Source organism: Empedobacter sp. ULE_I140 (assembly GCF_053482575.1).
The window spans coordinates 1,580,944-1,600,319 of record NZ_JBQMTX010000001.1 but is presented as its reverse complement, the minus strand read 5'-3'; the positions used below and the strand labels follow the sequence as shown (position 1 = coordinate 1,600,319).

At 32.6% G+C, this 19,376-nt stretch carries 15 protein-coding genes; 6 read left to right on the top strand and 9 right to left on the bottom strand.

The features are described 5' to 3' along the window. Positions 1-4 precede the first annotated feature (4 nt). Positions 5-1,195, bottom strand: coding sequence for an MFS transporter (locus ACTS9J_RS07575; protein ID WP_448353097.1), 1,191 nt, complete (start codon positions 1,193-1,195; stop codon positions 5-7). A gap of 293 nt (positions 1,196-1,488) precedes the next feature. Here ACTS9J_RS07575 and ACTS9J_RS07570 point away from each other — a divergent pair, with 293 nt between their 5' ends. Continuing rightward, on the top strand, positions 1,489-2,364 hold the full coding sequence (locus ACTS9J_RS07570; protein ID WP_448353096.1) for a helix-turn-helix domain-containing protein: 876 nt from the start codon (positions 1,489-1,491) through the stop codon (positions 2,362-2,364). A 93-nt stretch (positions 2,365-2,457) separates the two neighbouring features. After that, a complete protein-coding gene (locus tag ACTS9J_RS07565; RefSeq protein WP_286485601.1) occupies positions 2,458-4,407 on the top strand; it encodes an oleate hydratase in 1,950 nt (649 codons plus the stop codon). A 156-nt stretch (positions 4,408-4,563) separates the two neighbouring features. On the opposite strand, the gene ACTS9J_RS07560 is transcribed toward ACTS9J_RS07565, so the two are convergent. The 3 genes from ACTS9J_RS07560 to ACTS9J_RS07550 form a co-directional block, all read right to left on the bottom strand. Beyond that, positions 4,564-5,010, bottom strand: a complete 447-nt coding sequence (locus ACTS9J_RS07560) for a hypothetical protein (protein ID WP_448353095.1) — start codon at positions 5,008-5,010, stop codon at positions 4,564-4,566. A 146-nt stretch (positions 5,011-5,156) separates the two neighbouring features. After that, complete coding sequence (locus ACTS9J_RS07555; protein WP_125349309.1) at positions 5,157-5,363, bottom strand: helix-turn-helix domain-containing protein; 207 nt, start codon at positions 5,361-5,363, stop codon at positions 5,157-5,159. Positions 5,364-5,932: 569 nt separating this feature from the next. Continuing rightward, positions 5,933-6,574: a DUF6266 family protein gene (locus ACTS9J_RS07550; RefSeq protein WP_115001161.1), complete on the bottom strand. Its 642-nt coding sequence runs from the start codon at positions 6,572-6,574 to the stop codon at positions 5,933-5,935. Positions 6,575-7,209: 635 nt separating this feature from the next. On the opposite strand from ACTS9J_RS07550, the gene ACTS9J_RS07545 reads away from it, so the two are divergent. The 3 genes from ACTS9J_RS07545 to ACTS9J_RS07535 all read left to right on the top strand — a co-directional run bounded on the left by ACTS9J_RS07545 (position 7,210) and on the right by ACTS9J_RS07535 (position 10,185). Next, on the top strand, positions 7,210-8,304 hold the full coding sequence (locus ACTS9J_RS07545) for an adenine-specific methyltransferase EcoRI family protein (RefSeq protein ID WP_448353094.1): 1,095 nt from the start codon (positions 7,210-7,212) through the stop codon (positions 8,302-8,304). Then, a complete protein-coding gene (locus tag ACTS9J_RS07540; protein ID WP_448353093.1) occupies positions 8,301-9,464 on the top strand; it encodes a GmrSD restriction endonuclease domain-containing protein in 1,164 nt (387 codons plus the stop codon). Before ACTS9J_RS07545 ends, ACTS9J_RS07540 begins: the two co-directional genes overlap by 4 nt. A gap of 226 nt (positions 9,465-9,690) precedes the next feature. After that, a complete protein-coding gene (locus ACTS9J_RS07535; protein WP_448353092.1) occupies positions 9,691-10,185 on the top strand; it encodes a hypothetical protein in 495 nt (164 codons plus the stop codon). A 150-nt stretch (positions 10,186-10,335) separates the two neighbouring features. On the opposite strand, the gene ACTS9J_RS07530 is transcribed toward ACTS9J_RS07535, so the two are convergent. From ACTS9J_RS07530 to ACTS9J_RS07510, 5 genes are all read right to left on the bottom strand, one after another. After that, complete coding sequence (locus tag ACTS9J_RS07530; RefSeq protein WP_448353091.1) at positions 10,336-11,883, bottom strand: IS1182 family transposase; 1,548 nt, start codon at positions 11,881-11,883, stop codon at positions 10,336-10,338. A gap of 186 nt (positions 11,884-12,069) precedes the next feature. Beyond that, complete coding sequence (locus ACTS9J_RS07525; protein WP_219034226.1) at positions 12,070-15,246, bottom strand: efflux RND transporter permease subunit; 3,177 nt, start codon at positions 15,244-15,246, stop codon at positions 12,070-12,072. A gap of 13 nt (positions 15,247-15,259) precedes the next feature. After that, complete coding sequence (locus ACTS9J_RS07520; RefSeq protein WP_221856169.1) at positions 15,260-16,330, bottom strand: efflux RND transporter periplasmic adaptor subunit; 1,071 nt, start codon at positions 16,328-16,330, stop codon at positions 15,260-15,262. A gap of 12 nt (positions 16,331-16,342) precedes the next feature. Next, positions 16,343-17,656, bottom strand: coding sequence for a TolC family protein (locus tag ACTS9J_RS07515; RefSeq protein WP_448353090.1), 1,314 nt, complete (start codon positions 17,654-17,656; stop codon positions 16,343-16,345). Positions 17,657-17,663: 7 nt separating this feature from the next. Next, positions 17,664-18,254 (bottom strand): TetR/AcrR family transcriptional regulator, encoded by a 591-nt coding sequence (locus ACTS9J_RS07510; protein WP_448353089.1) that lies wholly within the window; start codon positions 18,252-18,254, stop codon positions 17,664-17,666. A gap of 143 nt (positions 18,255-18,397) precedes the next feature. On the opposite strand from ACTS9J_RS07510, the gene ACTS9J_RS07505 reads away from it, so the two are divergent. After that, positions 18,398-19,375: a YpdA family putative bacillithiol disulfide reductase gene (locus tag ACTS9J_RS07505; RefSeq protein ID WP_448353088.1), complete on the top strand. Its 978-nt coding sequence runs from the start codon at positions 18,398-18,400 to the stop codon at positions 19,373-19,375. The last annotated feature ends 1 nt before the right edge of the window (position 19,376 follow it).

Sequence of the window (19,376 nt, the reverse complement as noted above, 5' to 3'; positions counted from 1 at the left end):
TCAATTAAATTGTTTGAGGCTTATTCTTAAATCTCAGCATGTAAATGGTTCCCAAAAGACAGATAAATGCCGAAACATAAATCACCATCGGAATGCGAGCCAAATAATCCTGAAAATACCAACCCGCACACAATGCTCCAAGTCCTATCCCCGCTTCCATCGCAATATACATTGTTGCCATCGCCTTTCCACGTTCATCAGGTTTACTAAAATCTATTGTCCAAGCATTTAGTGCAGGTGAAAGAATTCCGGTTGAAATTCCATACATCAACCCCCCTAAAATCAACCCTATTTTTGCATCAATAGAAGCCAAAAGTACCAATGCAATAATCAATAAAACTAAGCCTAATTTTATCACCAACACACGCCCTTTTTGGTCAGATATCTTACCTGCAAAGAAACGAACCATCATAGATGATATTGTAAATACCATAAAGAAAACCCCTTTATTTTGAAAACCTAAATGTTCGGTCCAATCTGGAATTAATGTCAATATAGAACCATAAGCAACATACGAAAGAAACGTAATCAATGCCGCTGGCAAAGCTTCTTTTGCAAAAACATCTTGCTTCGAAATCTTTAATAATCCGAACGAAAATTTTTGTTTATTTTGCAAGGTCTCTTTCATATTGAATAAAATCAATATCGATAATAATGCAAAAAACGAAGACGTAAAAAACATCACATTAATCGATGTATATAATGTAATTGTACTTCCCAATGCAGGTCCAATTGCCATTCCGATACTGAAACAAATTCCGTGCAAGCCCAATGCTTCGCCCCAACGTTCGCGCGGAATAATATCTGCAATATAAGCTGCTGTTGCAGTGGGTTTGAAACCTGTCGAAAAGCCGTGTACCAATCTCAAAAATAAAAAACCTGAAACGGTTGTTAAAACAGGATATAAAATTCCGCACACAAAACAGACAATAGAACCGACTGCCATAATAGGTACCCGCCCCACTTTATCGGTTAATTTTCCACTAAAAGGTCTCGAAATTCCCGCTGTCAAGGTAAATAATGCAATAATAAATCCTTTGTATTCTGCTCCTCCCATGCTGCTTAAATAAGCAGGTAGCTCGGGAATCATCATATTAAAACTCGCTGAAAACAACAACGAACTCAAACACATTAAAATAAAATGGAGATTATAAACGGGATCTAAATTTAATTTTTTATTAATGGCAGAAAACATAACGGATTTTTTGCAAAGGTAATTTATCTTAACCGAAACAAACTACACAATCCAAAAGTATTACTTGTTACAAAAAATTACTACATCATTCAACATTGTTAGCCGATATTTCATTGATTATATTCATGAAATTTCTTATTTAAGAACTACTTAGTTGATATGAAAATAACTTTTACATTAGAATACAGTTAAAATACCTTATTGTATTTAATTACTTACTAAACAATTCTTATTTTTGCTATATCAATTCTACTACCCTAAAAAAACGATCTAACCAACTATTATTTTCAAGCATGAAAAACTATGAAAACCTAAAAGAGACCTTGTCTTTTTATGGCGTAAATTGTAATAAACTATATTATATCTCATCAGGAAATCCAATTTTTGCTTTTCCTGAAAGATCTTTTCGAATCGACTTTTATGCATTTTGTATTTGTTTATCTGGCTCAATAGAAGTTGAGATAGATTCTCAGAAATATTTTATTACTCAAAACGAATTCTTGATTTCTGCTCCTTCTACTGTTTTGAAAATTCTAGATACTAGCTCTAATTTCAGAATGAAATTGTTATTTTTTGAGAAAAATTTTCTCCTTAAAAACATTTCTAATCCTTTCTTTATTGATAAACTTAATTTGTTTACACATCAAAACTTTACAGTTTGTAAGGCAAATAAAAAAGAAGCGAATCATCTTTTTATGCTAATTAATTATCTTCAAGAGCAACGAGAAAGAAATGTTTTGTTCTTAGAAGATATTATTCGATCGATTATTTTCACTTTACTACTTGAATCTGCCTCTATAATTGCTGAACAATATTCAAAAGAAAATAAAAATCATTCTCGCGAAATCAGCACTCTATTTTGTAAGTTCACACAACTTGTACAAGAAAATGTTATCGCTCACAAAGACGTACAGTTTTATGCAGATCAATTATTTATTACAAATAAATATTTGATTCATCTTGTAAAAAAAGCAACTAAGAAAACTCCACATGTTATTATCGACGAATATTTATTAAAAGAAGCGTATGTTTTACTTGGCTATTCAGAGAAAACAATTGTCCAAATAGCATTAGATCTAGGTTTCAACTCTTCTTCATCTTTTGGTCGGTTTTTTAAAAAATACACTTCTATTTCACCTCAACAATATAGAAAACAACAACATATATAAAAAAAGAAATTTGGGATACAAATGACGAATTTCGGGATACTTTAGAAAAATAATAAAGCGTAATTTTATTCTAGAATCTTAAAATAAATAATTATGAATAAAGTTACTTCAAAATTTGACAACGTTTTAAATCATTCTACTATCTACGGGAATATTGATCATCAACCAGATGCGAGTAAAGAAACGCCAAGAAACACTCCAGAAAAATCTTATCCTTTCTCTGATCAAATAGGAAATTACCAACGCAATAAAGGAATTCCTACAAAATCTTATAAGGACAGTAAGGTATATATTGTGGGAAGTGGTATTGCAGGTTTAGCTACTGCTTATTATTTTATTAGAGACGGACATTTCACTCCAGAGAACATCACATTTATAGAACAACTTCAGGTCGAAGGAGGTTCGTTAGATGGAGCTGGAAATGCAAAAGATGGTTACATAATTCGAGGAGGTCGAGAAATGGATTGTACCTACGAGAATTTATGGGATATTTTCCAAGACATTCCTGCATTAGAGTTACCAGAACCTTATAGTGTTTTAGATGAATATAGATTAGTAAATGATAATGATTCTAATTATTCTATTGCACGTTTAATTCATGAAAAAGGGAAAGTAAAAGACTTTAGTAAATTTGGTTTGAATAAGAAAGATCAATTAGCTATTATCAAACTTTTGTTGAAGAAAAAAGAAGAATTGGACGACATAACGATTGAAGATTATTTTAATCAATCATTCTTAGAAAGTAATTTCTGGACATTTTGGCGTACAATGTTTGCCTTTGAGAATTGGCATAGTTTACTAGAATTCAAATTATATATGCATCGCTTTTTACATGCGATTGATGGTTTAAATGATCTTTCTTCATTGGTATTTCCTAAATACAATCAATACGACACTTTTGTTACGCCATTAGGTAAATGGTTAAAAGAAAAAGGAGTAAAAATTCAGTTAAATACACTAGTTAAAGATTTAGATTTATTAATTAATACAGAAGGAAAAGTAGTCAAAGGAATTATAACAGAACAAGATGGACAAGATGTAATTATTCCTGTCACACCAAATGATTATGTTATTGTAACTACTGGTTCCATGACAGAAGATACTGCGTATGGAGATAATACAACAGCTCCAGTCTTAGCGATAGATAATAATACAAGTGGTCAAAGTGCAGGATGGAAACTATGGAAAAACCTTTCTGCTAAATCTCCTATTTTTGGTCGTCCAGAAAAATTTTGTGGAAATATTGAAAAATCTTCATGGGAATCTGTTACTTTAACTTGTAAACCTTCTGCATTAGTAGAAAAACTAAAAGAATATTCTGTTAATGATCCATATTCAGGTCAAACTGTTACAGGCGGAATTATTACCATTACAGATTCTAATTGGTTAATGAGTTTTACGTGTAATCGTCAACCACATTTTCCTACACAACCAGATGATATTTTAGTTCTTTGGGTTTATGCATTATTTATGGATAAAGAAGGAAACTACATTAAGAAAACAATGCCTACTTGTACAGGAAACGAAATCCTAACAGAATTATGTTATCATTTAGGAATTGAAGACCAAATAGACGACGTTATTGAAAATACAATCACTCGTTCTGCTTATATGCCTTACATCACATCTATGTTTATGCCTAGAGCAAAAGGAGACCGCCCACAAGTAGTTCCAGATGAATGTAAGAATCTAGGTTTAGTTGGTCAATTTGTAGAAACCAATAACGATGTAGTTTTCACAATGGAAAGTTCTGTTCGTACCGCACGTATTGCAGTTTATGAATTACTTAATTTAAATAAGCAAGTTCCAGACATTAATCCATTACAATACGACATTCGTCATTTATTAAAAGCAACTAAAACGTTGAACGATGATAAACCATTTATGGGTGAAGGTTTATTGAATAAAGTTTTAAAGGGAACTTATTTTGAACATATTCTACCTATTGGATCAGATTCTCCTCAAGAGGAAGAAGAAAAAGAATCTTTTCTATTAGAACAATTTGGTAAATTCAAAGAATGGGTAGGACATTTTAGAGGTTAAAATCACCCACAATTCAATCCTGAATACCAATGCTATAAAACCAATAAAAGCTTCTAAATCTTTAGTGATTTAGAAGCTTTTTGAGTATTACTATATTTTTTTCTATTTAAAAACTATACCAGCTTTTATTAATAAATATTAGCTATAGTGATATTATTATTGAATTATTAAAGGTTTTATTTCAAATTCTGATTCAATATTTTCCTTTAATTTTAGAAATTCTATTGTATGCATACTATGCAAATCAACATCAGTTAATCCAAATGGTCCATTTTTCTCAGTAATATATAGTCCATTTTCAAGCTCAATTATTGCTTTCTCCATTTCATCAAGTTCATTTTCGAAATATTTAAAATGATAATTAATGATTTTTAAATTTAAAATTAATTCTATTGGTTTAGATTCAACTTTCCTTGCTAATTCAAACTTTTTTAAAGTTTCACTTTCATTCCATTCTTCTGTTGGAAAGTAAGGAATTTGAATTACTTTATCATTATCAATTTTTATAAAAGACTCAAACTCCTGTAATCCATATTTATTTTCTGGGTTATAACAATATTTTATTTCGGTTATAATTTTTCCAATACTATCAGTCAGGGTCATTTTACAAAATTAAACTTAACAATATTTCTTTACAAGAATAAACAAAACCTGTTTTACAAAAAAGTTGTCATTTCTATATTTCATTCAACAACATTCCAATATACAAAATCTCAACCACTCCCAACACCTCATAAAAAAAGCTCTTATCAAAGAGCCATTTGGTTAAAGAACTGTTTTGGATAATAAAATTTATTTCCAAATTTTATATAAGGAATCTTATTCGTTTTCCTCATCCTATACAACGTTTTGTCACTCACGTTAAGCAAACTTTTTAGGTCTGCGTTATCATAGAATTTCTGATTTTCTTCTAATAGTAGAAAAGTTTTTTGGAATTCTATCAGCAGGAGCTTCATATCCTTTAATGCCTCTCCATCGTTTTGTAAAAATAAATCATTTTTCATATATTTAGTTGATGTTAAGATGTACTAATTTATAAAATAAATACTTAATAACCAAATATTTACCAAACAAACAATATTCCTTTACACGAAATCTAGCTATCACCCTACTTTTTGTAGAGTACTCAAATCGATTATGTTCGACAATAAACCAATGTATCGTTGAACAGTTTTAGGATTAAAACCATAAATACAAGCAAGGTTCTCCCAGAATTTTACACCAAACATAAAGTTGAAAAAAAAACACATATTCACTTTGCAAAAAAAATACCACATAGAAACATAGAACCAAATGATTTTGCTTTCCAATTAGTAGTCTACCTATTCGTATTTTCAACTAATCTTTATAAGCCATCACAACTAAAACTATGTTTCTATGTGGTCAAAATAAATTTGAACAACATCTATAAAATTCTATTTTCGATACGATTCTTCTTCACTCTTCTACGCCGTTAAACAAAGTATTGTACCGAAAAATCACTCCAATCAACGAACTTCATTTTACTACTACCTCACTACTACCTTTACACAACCATATACTCGCCAAGATAAATACTGGTACTCGCCATAGCCTTTGTTTCACTATTCAGAAACGCCCAAAAATTCACTTTTTTGCCATTGTAATACGTTGGTAAAGTAACATCTATAATCATAGAATCACGAGTTACAACATTCTGAAACACTTCGAACGAATTTAGTTCCTCGCAATAACAAACAAGATTCACAAAATCCGAAGGTTGCGCATTGCCTTGCCCAGAATTATCTTCCCAATTCATTTGGAAACTATCCCCACCTGCCGTCTCTATCGTAGGTTGTAAAAAGCCAACCAAATCGCCTTTCGACACCAATACACGCTCTAATACAATAACAGGTAAACCATTCTCCATTTCCAATGCATTGTTCAGCATATAAGAAGTCGCGATGTTGTAGCGCGATTTTAGCCCGACTCTATTCCCAAAATATAAATTAAGAATAAGACGAATTGGTTGCAAAAAACCAATAATTTTCTTAAATTTGATTTGTTGCATCAATTGCAAATCAGTAGGTTGGCTTTTAGATTTTTTTGGCAAACTACGGATAATGTCTTTGCCGCGCCAATTAACGCCTACTACAGTTCCTACTTTTCCTGAGAATCCACCAAGGATTCCTTTTTTAATTTCTGCCATAATTGCAAGTTTTTATTGTTAATATTCATAAAGTTAGCAACAGAAACAACACCATTTACAAAAACACAATTTTGTGCCCGCATTTGCCCTGCTCTGCCCGCATTTGTCCACTTCTGTCCAGTTGCTTTTTACACAATAATAGTAATATAACAAAATAAAAACCTCGCTAACCTCCTATTTATAAGAGCTAGAGAGAAGTTGAATTTTTGGTCAATTTTGGTCTTGTTCGACCATTGTTCGACCATTGTTCGACGAATCTTCGGAAAAACGGCATTCTCGTCGAAGAACGGTCGAAGAAAACACGAACAAAAGTGGGAGGAAATTGAAATTGTAAAAATAAAATGATGCAAGAATACTTTGTTTCGCTATCCATACATTCATTATTACATTCTACATTAAATTATTTCGTGATACATGAATATTGTTTTTATAAATATCTTATTTACAAAAAAATAATTATATTTGCTTCTAATTTTACGAAATGCAGATATAGGTGATTTTTTACGAAACAAAAGCTAGATCAGTTTCGTGAAAAAACAATGTTGGCAGCAAGGCTAACGGAACTCGGGGCTAAAAAAAACATTCCGAAAAAATAAGTCCGTTTGACTTTGTTGCCGTAAATCGGAAAACGGCAAATGGCGGACAAAAAAGCGAGCAACAGAAACTTAACAAAAGCGAAAAACACAAAAAACGATGAATTTTATACGCAATATTTTGATATTGAACGTGAAATCAACGCATATTTAGAATACGATCCAAACGTATTTCGTGGTAAGACAATTTTACTTCCTTGTGATGACCCGGAATGGAGCAACTTCACAAAATTTTTTGCACAAAACTTTGAAAACTTCGGACTAAAAAAACTGATTAGTACAAGTTTTGCACCCGACAGTAAAACTTTCAAAGGTGGCTACCAGCCTACCCTATTTGAAACCAACGACCCACAATTTGACGAAACTAAAACCGTAACAAACGGCAAAATTTTCACGCTTACAAAAGACAAATCGGGAGACGGAAAAATTGACGTAAACGATTTGGAATGGGAATATCTAAAAGGTGACGGAGATTTTAAAAGCAATGAAATCAAAAAATTGAGAGATGAAGCTGACATCATTGTTACCAATCCACCATTTTCATTATTTCGTGAATTTCTAAATTGGATTGTGGAAGCTGACAAACAATTTGTAATCATCGGAAGTATGAACGCCATTACCTACAAAGAAGTTTTTCCGCTAATCAAAGAAGATAGAATGTGGCTTGGAAACGGATTTAAAGCAGGAAATGCCTTTTTTTCTTCGCCTGTAAACAATGATTATGCAGACGGAGTTTTCAATCCTGATACTGGACTTGTAAAGTTTAGAAATGTGGTTTGGTTTACCAACATTGACCACGGAAGACGACACCAACCTTTGCCTTTAATGACAATGGCTGACAACATAAAATTTAGCAGACACAAAGAAATTAAAGGAAAAGAATACCAAAAATATGAAAATTATGATGCTATTGAAGTATCATATACAGATGCTATTCCAAGCGATTATACTGGAGTTATGGGAGTTCCAATTAGTTTTCTTGACAAATATTCTCCCGAGCAATTTGAAATTGTTGGTATGGCAGAAGATAACGGAAAGGGATTTTCAGGAGGAATTTGGGATGGGAAAAATCCTCATTGTGTCATAAATGGAAAAAATAAATTCAAAAGAATTTTCATAAAACATCGTACAATATGAAAACAACTTTACAAACAGAAATTACCATAAAAGATATTTGCGAAGGCTTTGTTTACAACGAACTCGAAGGCAAAGGCTTATTTGGACTTTCGGGAACTTTGACCATTCAGCCCGAATACCAACGAAATTACATTTATGCAGACGGAAAACGTGATGTTGCCGTTATTGAATCTATTTTAAAAGGCTATCCGTTAGGACTTATTTACTTCAACAAAGTGGATAACAACAAATTTGAAGTGTTGGACGGACAGCAACGAATTACAAGTATCGGACGATTTGTAACAGGAAAATTTGCAATCCAAGACGACAACGGAATGCAACAATATTTTAGCAGTTTAGCACCTGAATTACAAAACAAAATATTACAAACAAAATTACTTATTTATGAATGTGAGGGAACAGAACCTGAAATCAAAGAATGGTTTAGAACCATCAATATTGCAGGTGTTCCACTAAATTCACAGGAGCTTTTAAATGCGGTTTATTCAGGTCCTTTTGTAACACTTGCTAAAGAAGAATTTAGCAATAGCCAAAACGCAAATATTCAAAAATGGAGTGCTTATATTTCAGGTTCAGCCAATCGACAAGAGTTTTTAGAACGTGCTTTAGATTGGGTCAGTAAAGGAAAAATTGATGATTATATGAGTAAACATCGCTTTGATACCAATATCAACGAACTAAAAACATATTTTAATAGCGTTATAGATTGGGTTTCGACCGTTTTTACAGATGTTGAAAGTGAAATGCGAGGTTTGGAATGGGGACGACTTTACGAAACGTATCGAAAACAACCTTACAATCCGCAAAAGGTATCCGAACAAGTCCGTGAACTTTATGCAGACTCTTATGTAAAAAACAGAAAAGGAGTTTTTGAATTTATTTTGGGTGGCTCGACAGATTATAAATTACTTGACGTTCGGATTTTTGACGAAGCAACCAAAAAATCAGTTTACGCAAAACAAACAACCGAAGCCGAGAAAAACGGAACTTCAAATTGTCCGTTATGTACAGTTGGTAACAACGTAAACAAAACTAAAATTTGGATTTTAAAAGATATGGACGCAGACCACGTTTCTGCTTGGAGTAAAGGTGGAGCAACCGACATTAAAAACTGTGAAATGCTTTGTAAAACGCATAATCGAGCAAAAGGAAATAGATAAAAGCCCAGCTGCCAACAAAGGTTTTGCAAAAGAGCGGGTTAAGTGCAAAATTCAAGGTTTGTGCAATTAATCCGCAAAACCATTTTTTATTTGCTCTTTTTTGTAATTTAGCAAATAGAAAAAATGGTTTTGCTACGTTTGTGCTAAATTGAAACTTTTCGCTTCAATTTCCGCTACTGACGCCAAGCCCCGAAACGTTAGCTGCAATATAAAAACCAACATACAAATGAATCCAGAAAACATTGATTACAATAAACTACATAGTATCTTATATAAATTTAAATTTTCATTGGAACAAATTAAACCATATAATTATAATGCGTTAAAACCACACATACAAAAACAAATAGATGTTAATGTAAATGCTCTTGTGGAAAGAGCAAGTATTGTTTATGAAGCATATTTAACTGATGAAGTATTAATTTATATTGGTCAAAAAATAGATCCTAAAACATCATATCAAATACATAAAGCTTTAATTATCGATGAATATAAAAATAAATTATATAATAACTTACCTAAGGAACACCCTTTGAAATATTCAGATCGCATATTTTTGTATTTAATAATTTCTACAATTTTAATATTATTAGTATTTTTGGTTTTTAATACATTTAATGAATCTACTTTACTATATTCATTTTATACATTAATTATCGGAATAATAATTTCAATAATTACAAAAAAAATATATTTATATAAAAAATTTTCTACATTATAAAAATACTGCAGCTAACATAGGTAACTGTTGCACAACTCCAATTTACAGTAAAAACAGAATATATGACCTCGTTTAAGCCTTTTTAAGCGAGGTTTATTTTTTGGAAATATATTAAATTGTAAAATTATAGGGGTTTAAAAACGCACTTTTTTAAGTTGTGAAGGAGTACTTTTGTAAAAAGCTGTATTTCCCTTGTTTTAGGGAAACAACTTGGGCTAAAACACTCGGGATTTTGAAAATAAAGCGCAGGTATTTCTTCAAGTTGTAAGATAAACTTGACATCAAAACGTGTTTATTGGCTTTAGACATTCCTCTGCTGTTGATTCGTTTTAGGTTAAAGAAGTTAATCAACGTTCCTAAAACTGGTTCTACTGTAGAACTTCGACGTTTAACTAACCTGCGGTGATACGCTTTATTTTGGGTGAGTTTTTCATGCATTTTATCGTACAAAGGCTTGTGAATGCTATCTTCCAACTTTTTAAACTTGGTTACTTTTCCACAACAACTTTCTCGTAAAGGACATTGTCCACAATCTTTTTCCGAACTTCTATAGCTTTTCTTTTCGTAGCCTTTGCTATCTGTTAAAGTTCGTTTGAAAGGCAGAAAAGCTTTATTCCCTCCTTCTTGAATACATTCGTATCGGTTTTCTTTTTTATTGAAAATAAAGCCTTCTCGCTCGGGTTTATATTGTCCAAAGTTGGGAATCCAAGCATCTAAGTTATGATCTTCACAATATTGCAAACTTGTACCGCTACTATAGCCCGCATCAGCTAAAACTTCTCCTATTTGAATCTCGTTTCGTTTAAAATTTTCAATCGTTTGATCCATAATTTCTGCAAAGATAGCACTGTCTTTACTACCAGCTGTACTAGCACAAGCTCCTGTAATCACGTGGTGTTTATCATCAACTGCTAACTGTCCTGCATAGTTCAGTTGGCGTGGTTTACCTGGTTTGGTCGAGATTTTCGCATCAGGATCTGTTGGGCTATAATAGGTATGATTACTTAAAAACTTTGGACGAATATCTTCACCATCTTCATTTTTTTGAAGCGTTTTCACATGTCCCGGCATTCCTTTAAACGCTTCCTTTTTCCAATTATGATGTTGTTCTACCAACTTCTTTCGAGTTGATGTTACAGTTCGACTAGACTCACTGCATGCTTTGAATTCTGAATTTTCTTCCAACTCATTCACAAAAGCAAAAGCATCGTTTAGAACCTCTTTTTCAACCAGAGAATCCATACTTGCGTTTGCTTTGATAAAGGCAGAGTCTACCGCCTGACGTTTCCCTGAAACCATGCCTTTATTCACACACAGTTTTAAAACCAACTGAAACAATTGCAAGAAAACTTCTTGGCCAAATAACGCGCGCGTTCGGCTTATGGTTGAATGCCAAGGCAATTGTTCGTTCAGATCATAACCTAAAAACAAGCGAACATCCAAGCAATTGCTACAATAGCGAATCAATGCTCTGTCGCTATTGATATTATTCAAATAACCCACTAACAATATTTTAAAAAACACCACAGGATCTATACTTTCTTGACCTTGAGTACCGTAATATTTTTGAGTGGATCTATACAGAAAATGTAAATCTAATACTTGATTTACTTGGCGATAAAAGTTATCAGATGGAACTAGCCGATCTAAACTTAATTCATAAAAAAGTTGAGGAATAAATTCTTTTCGTCCTTGCATACAACAAAATACGAAAAATTAGTCTATTTTAGAGTTCTGCAACAAGCACATCGCATTAACAAAATAACGAGTTTCAACTAAATAAAAATCCTTGTCAAGGTTTAGAACTTTGACAAGGATTTTTTTATGTATCAATTAAAATAATAAAAACTGAACGGGTTTGATTAAATATCTAAAAACGAAAGATTACTCTTCCCATTCTTCTTTTATTTGTCGCGCTTCATAATCTGCAACCATTTCTGCTTCATAATCTACTTTTTCTCCTTTTGAGAATCGACGAATTGCACTATCGAATAATGAATAAACCACAGGAACAATAATTAAGGTTAGGAATAATGAGGAAACTAATCCACCGATAATAACCCATGCCAAACCGTTGTTCATCTCTGCTCCTGCTCCTTCTGCCAAAGCAATCGGAATCATACCAAAAACCATGGCGATAGTTGTCATCAAAATTGGACGAAGACGCGCATGATTGGCTTGTACCAAAGCATTGTGTGTTGTTTCTCCTGCTTCTTTTCTATGGTTTGTAAAATCGACTAATAAAATGGCATTTTTGCACACCAAACCAATCAACATAATCATTCCGAGAATCGTGAAGATATTCAACGAATTATTAGTTAAAGCTAAAACCACAAAGACTCCAATTAATGATAATGGAATAGAAAACAAAACCACGAAAGGATAAATAAACGAATCATACAAAGCAACCATCACCAAATAAACTAAAATAATTGCTGCTAATAATGCGTAACCTAATGTACCAAAACCTTCGGATTGATTTTCTTCATCTCCACCCCAAACATACGATACACCGGTTGGTTTTTTACTATCAATTTTTTGTAAACTATTTTTGAAATCAGTCACAATATCACCCGTTGTACGACCAACAGATTGCGCTTGCACAGTTACAGAAGGTGTTTTATCACGACGCTCTAAGAAACTTGGTCCAGAACTTTGTGTAACCGTTGCAAATTGATCCAAACGAATTTGTTGTCCTTTATCATTCATAAATATCAAACTACGAACATCATCGATATTCGAACGATTAAAATCATTGTACTGAATATTAATATCATATTCGTATTCACCCGCTCTAAATTTACCATCTGTATTTCCAGAGAAAGCAGTTTGCATCGTCAAACCAACTGTTTGTAAATTCAATCCTAAAGCAGCCATTTTATCACGGTCAACTTGCACATTAATTTCAGGATTTCCGGCTTCTGTCGTTAATTTCACTTCCGAAGAACCCTTAATTTGCTCTAATTCGTGTTTTGCTAATTCAGCAAATTTCATGGCGCTTTCTAAATTTGGACCTGTCACAACCAACGCTATTGGCGCTTGTTCCGCTCCAATTAAACCAACTGGAACAGTTTTAACCTTAGCACCAACTAATTCTTTTTCTAAATCGCGTTTTACTTTTGCCGCATAAATAAATGAATTGTCTTCACGCTCTGATTTATCATTTAAAATAACGTCTATTTCTGCTTTATAAGCTGTTGCTTGTGCTGCTCCAAATCCTTCAGAACTTTGACCAACAGTTGTAATCATATCAACAACTTCTTTTTTACCACGTAAAAATTTTTCTGCTTTTTGCGTCATAAAATTTGATTCCTCTATTGTTGCATCTTTTGGTAACTCTATTTGAACTAAGAATTCACCTTTATCTGTTTTAGGGAAGAATTCACCACCAATATATTTTCCTCCCATTAAAACTCCAATAACTGCAAATAAAACGATAAATACCCCAATAAAAACTCCAATTCTACGAACGGTAGATTTTAAACACCATTCTAACATATCAGAAATGAAGTGGGTAAATTTCATTAATTGTTTTTCGAACCAAAGAATAAATTTCTCAAAAATATTTTTCCCTGTGATATGTTCTAATTTCCCGAAACGAGAAGACAACCAAGGAACAATTGTAAATGACGACAATAAGGATAGTAAGGTTGCGATAACGACTGTCACACAAAACTGTGCAATAATATTCGCCACCAAACCTGTACTCATTGCAATTGGTAAGAATACCACGACAATTACCAACGTAATAGCTGTTACTGTAAATCCAATTTCTTTTGCCCCATCGTATGATGCTCTAATTTTCGATTTTCCCATCTCCATGTGACGGTAAATATTCTCTAAAACAACGATAGCATCATCCACTAAAATCCCTACAACAAGCGATAAACCAAGTAACGACATCAAGTTTAAGGTATACCCCATTAAGTACATTCCGATAAAAGTCGCAATTAACGATGCTGGAATAGAAACCATTACAATAAAAGCATTACGAATACTATGTAAAAATAAAAGCATTACAATTGCAACTAAAACAACTGCTAAAACTAAATCGAAAATAACGTGATCTGCCGCAGCCAATGTAAAATCAGACGTATCATTTACAATCTGAATTTTAAGTCCTTCTTTCTTATAATCTGTTTCAACTTTTTTGATGGTTTCTTTCATCAATTCAGAAACTGCAACCGCATTTGCATCTGATTGTTTTACAACCTGAACAATAATCGCTGAACTCTGATTAACACGTGCAATTTTTTCTACTTCTTTTTGAGAATCTTGCACAAAAGCAACTTCCGATAAACGAACTTGAATTCCATTATTCGAAGAAATTACCAAATTATTTAATTCATCAACTGATTTATATTTTCCAGAAAGACGAATAATTGTAGAGTTTTCACGTGTTTTTACACTTCCTGTTGGGAAATCTAAATTCGAAGTTAAGATTGCTTGCTGAACTTGAGGCACAGATAATCCATAACCTTTCAATTTCACAGGATCTAAACTTACCTGAATTTCACGTTCTTGTCCTCCAATCAAATTTACTTGCGCAACACCTGTCACACGCGATAAAACTGGTTCTATTTTTTTATCTAACAAATCATACAAATCTTTTTCTGTCAACTTATCAGACGTTACACCAGCTGTAATAATTGGTAAATCACTTAACGAGAATTTCGTCAAAGAAGGCGGATCTACATCATCAGGTAAATCTTTCTCAATGGCATTAATCTTACGTTGCGCATCATTCAACGCTAAATCTGCATTTGCATCAGAATTCAACGTCACCATTACAACTGATAAACTTTCATAAGATTTCGATTCTACTTTCTTTACATTTTCTAAGGCTGCAACCGCATCCTCTATCTTTTTGGTTACAGAATTTTCAACTTCGTTTGGAGAAGCTCCAGGATAAACCGTTGAAATCGTAACAACATTCGTTTCAAATTTTGGGATTAATTCGTATCCCATTTGCGTATAACTAAACAATCCTCCTAATGTTAAAATCGTGAATAACACGATAATCATTGTGGGACGTTTAATTGATATTTCTGCTATTTTCATGGAAAAACTACTCTTATTTTACAACTTTCACTTTCGTTCCATCTTTCAGATTAATCTGACCACTTGTCACGATTTCAGCTCCATCTTTAATTCCACTAATAATTTCAACTTCAGTTCCAACCGTTTTCCCAATCACAACTTTCGTTAATTTCGCTGTATTATTTTCAACCACGAAAACTTGTCCAGAACTAATTCCGTTAACAAAAGCATTCGCTGGAACAACCAATACATTTTTCCCTGCATTTACATCATCTTTTGTCGAGAAAACTGCCGTTCCGTACATACCAGCTTTTAAACCAGAATTATTCGAAACTTGAATTTCTACTGGAAAGTTTAATGAAGCATCTGCTTTAGGCGCAATAAAAGAAATTTTTCCTGCAAATTCTTGATCAGGAAAAACACTCGCCAATACTTTGATTGTTTGTCCCACTTTCAAATTCACAACTTCAGCTTCTGTTACTGTAACTTGTAATTTTAGTTTTGACACATTAACAATATCAAACATTTGCGAACCCGGTGCTACTACAGATCCTGGCTCTATGTAACGCTTGTTAATCACACCAGAAATAGTTGCTTTTACATTGGTATCACGAACACGTAAATTTTGTGCAGAAACCGCTGCTCTTGCATTTTTTAATTGCAAACGCGAATTATCCAATTGTTGCTTTGTTACTCCTCCAGTTTTGTACGCATTTTCGTAACGTTGATTATCTATAATCGCATTTTGAAGATTATTTTGTGCTTGAGTTACATCAACCTCAATTGCATCTTTTTTGATTGTTGCCAATGTTTGACCAACAGAAACATAACTACCTTCATCTACCAATACACGAACAATTCTTCCTGAAATTTCTGAAGGAAAACTCATTTCCTGAAATGGCGCAAATGTACCGTTTGACGTATAATCTGTATTTAAGCTTTCGTATTTTGCTTTAATTGTATTTACCACAACCTCATCGTTATTAGCATTTACAATCGCAACTTCCTTTTCTTGCTTCGCTTTGTTATTTTTGATTATGTAAACTGCTCCACCAATCAAGCCAGCAGCAATTAATATATAAAGTAAAGTTTTTACTGATTTCATAAATCGGTTCTATTATTGAATTAATGTTTTTAAGTCTCCTTTTGCTTTGATTAATGCTATTTCTGCAATTTTATATTCTAATAAAGCATTTGAGTAATTATTTCGAGCGTCTGTCAACGCATTTTCTGCGTCTAAAATTTCTGTCAAATTAGCTAAACCTTGTTGGTAATTATTTTGAGTATTTGCTAAAACTTTCTCTGCCAAACTCACATTTTCTTCTTGAATATCGACACTTTTCAATGCATTTTCTATTTGTGCTTTTGCATTTTGATATTCTAAACTCAAACCAAGTTTTGTGTCATTCATTTGTTCTTCGATATCCAACAAATCAATTTCTGCTTGATTAATTTTTGCTTTTGTAGCTCCACCCGAAAAAATCGGAACTTTAACACTCAAACCTATCGAAGCCAAATCTGACCAGATGTAACTTTTCGACGTAATAAATTTTTCGCCAAAACCTTGCAATCCATAATTTCCAGCTAAACCAACTGTTGGATATAAATTCGCACGCTCGGCTTCTTTAGCAAAATCTAACAATTCTTTTTGTTTTGATAAAACTTTAAATTCTGTTCTATTTTCAACATCTATTTGATCTTCCAACAAAACTAAATTTGGCGCAATAGTTTCTACTGCTAAATTAATTGGTTTCTCAATTGTATAACCCATATAAAATTTCAATGCATTTTTGTTGATTTCAACTGCATTTACCAACTGTTGACGCGAAGAAGAAATGTTATTTAATTGTACAACAATTCGGTCCAAATCAATTGGTTTTGCCAAACCATTATCCACTAAACTTTTGATTACATTTCGAACTTTATTTGTGTTTTCGTAACTTTTTTCAATCGTTTTTAATTTTTCTTCTTGAATAAAAACTTGATAATACGCATTCGCTACACGCTCAATAATTTGTTCGTCAGTTAAATCTGCATTTACCTGATAAAATTCGCGTGTTGTTTTCGCGGCTTTCAAACCTGTAAAAACACGTTGATCGAACAATGTTTGGTTTACCGTTACACCCAAACTCGAATTCCATGGTTGTCCCATTTTGATCACAGTTGTTTGTCCTCCCATTGTCAACGCCATTTCTTGTACAATTGGATTATATTGCAAACCTCCATTGGCATTTACCTGAGGCAAAGCTCCTGCTCTAGCTTCATCAATTTTGTATTCGGCTTTTTTGATTGCCAAATCTGCTCGTTTAGCATCTGCTTTGTTTTCTAGTGCAAAATTTACTGCATCTTTAAGTGCAATAACTTCTTGAGCATTAGCTGAACTTATCAATGCTACAATCGCTATAGAAAGTAATGGTTTTAATCTTTTCATTGATATATTAATTGTTAAAAAGTGTATTGAGAATAATTTCTTTTCGATCAGAAAGAATACGTTTAAAATCTTTGTCACTCAATTTCATATCCAATTGAAGAAGTGGACGAATTGTAAACGGATAATTTACCAAGGAAATCATGTTTAACAAAAACTGAAGTGGTTCCATCTTTTTTATCGTTCCTTTTTCCATTTCTTCCTCTAATCTTTCGTAAAAAACATTTACAACGACATCTAAATCATCTTTCATTAACTTAGAACACATTGTATTATTTTTATTCATTTCGGTAACGATGTAAGTTTCCAAATATGGATACTTGATTGATGTTGCAATAGAATCCTCTATAAATTCGCCAATCATTTCTTTGATATCACGATTTCTATCAAAAATAGCGCGCGATTTTTCATTACTTACACGCGTAGCTTCTTCGTAAATAATACTAATTAAATTGTTTCGCGATCTGAAATAATAATTAATCAACGTTCTATTCACTTTCGCTTCATCAGCTATTTCTTGCGTAGTTGCATGAAATCTACCTTCCGCAAAAAACATTCTTTTCGCTGTTTCTTTGATTAATTCTTCTGTATCGTCTTTCATATCTGTGCGGCTTTTTTATTTTGACAAAATTGTCAAACAAAATTATTAATATATTTCGTTAATCCAAATAGTTAAACATTATTTTTATAAAAATTGGTAAAAATCATAAAGATTACCGAACTGATTATCCGTAAATTTGCTTAATGAAAGAACAATATGATTTGATAATTGTAGGTGCTGGACCGATTGGTTTAGCTTGTGCAATAGAAGCGAAAAGAAACAATCTTTCTTATTTAATTATTGAAAAAGGTGCTTTGACAAATAGTTTGTACAACTATCCTTTGTATATGACATTTTTTTCGACTGCAGAACGATTAGAAATTGGAGAAATTCCATTTAACTGTATTGCGCCAAAACCTGGTCGACAAGAGGCTTTAGAATATTATCGAAACATTCATAAATATTTTAAATTTAATCTCAATCTTTACGAAGAAGTTGAATCGATTAATAAAGTTGAAATAAATCATTTTGATATTAAAACCTCTAAAAGTAATTATTCAGCAAAAAATGTAGTTATTGCAACAGGTTTTTATGACATTCCAAACTTAATGAATATTGAAGGAGAAAATTTGCCAAAAGTTCATCATTATTACAAGGAAGCTCACCCTTATTCTTTTCAGAATGTGGTAGTTGTTGGAGCGAATAATTCTTCTGTTGATGCGGCTTTAGAATGTTATAGAAAAGGTGCAAATGTAACAATGGTAATTCGTGGCGAAGGTTTTACGCATCGACTAAAATATTGGGTTCGTCCTGATATCGAAAATCGAATTGCGGAAGGAAGTATCAAGGCTTTTTTCAACTCGAATATTACATCGATTGACGAAAATCAAGTTCATATCCAAACGCCAGAAGGTGATATTTCAATTGAAAATGATACCGTTTTAGCTTTAACTGGTTATCATCCAAATTTCAAATTTTTGGAGAACTGTGGAATAACTTTCAGTAATGATGAATTGAAAACGCCAACTTACAATCCTGAAACAATGGAAACAAATGTGGATGGTTTATATTTGGCAGGCGTTGTTTGTGGTGGTATGTTGACGAATATTTGGTTTATTGAAAATTCGCGCGTACATGCACAGCAAATTGTTGAGGCAATTTTAGCAAAAAATAACAAATAAA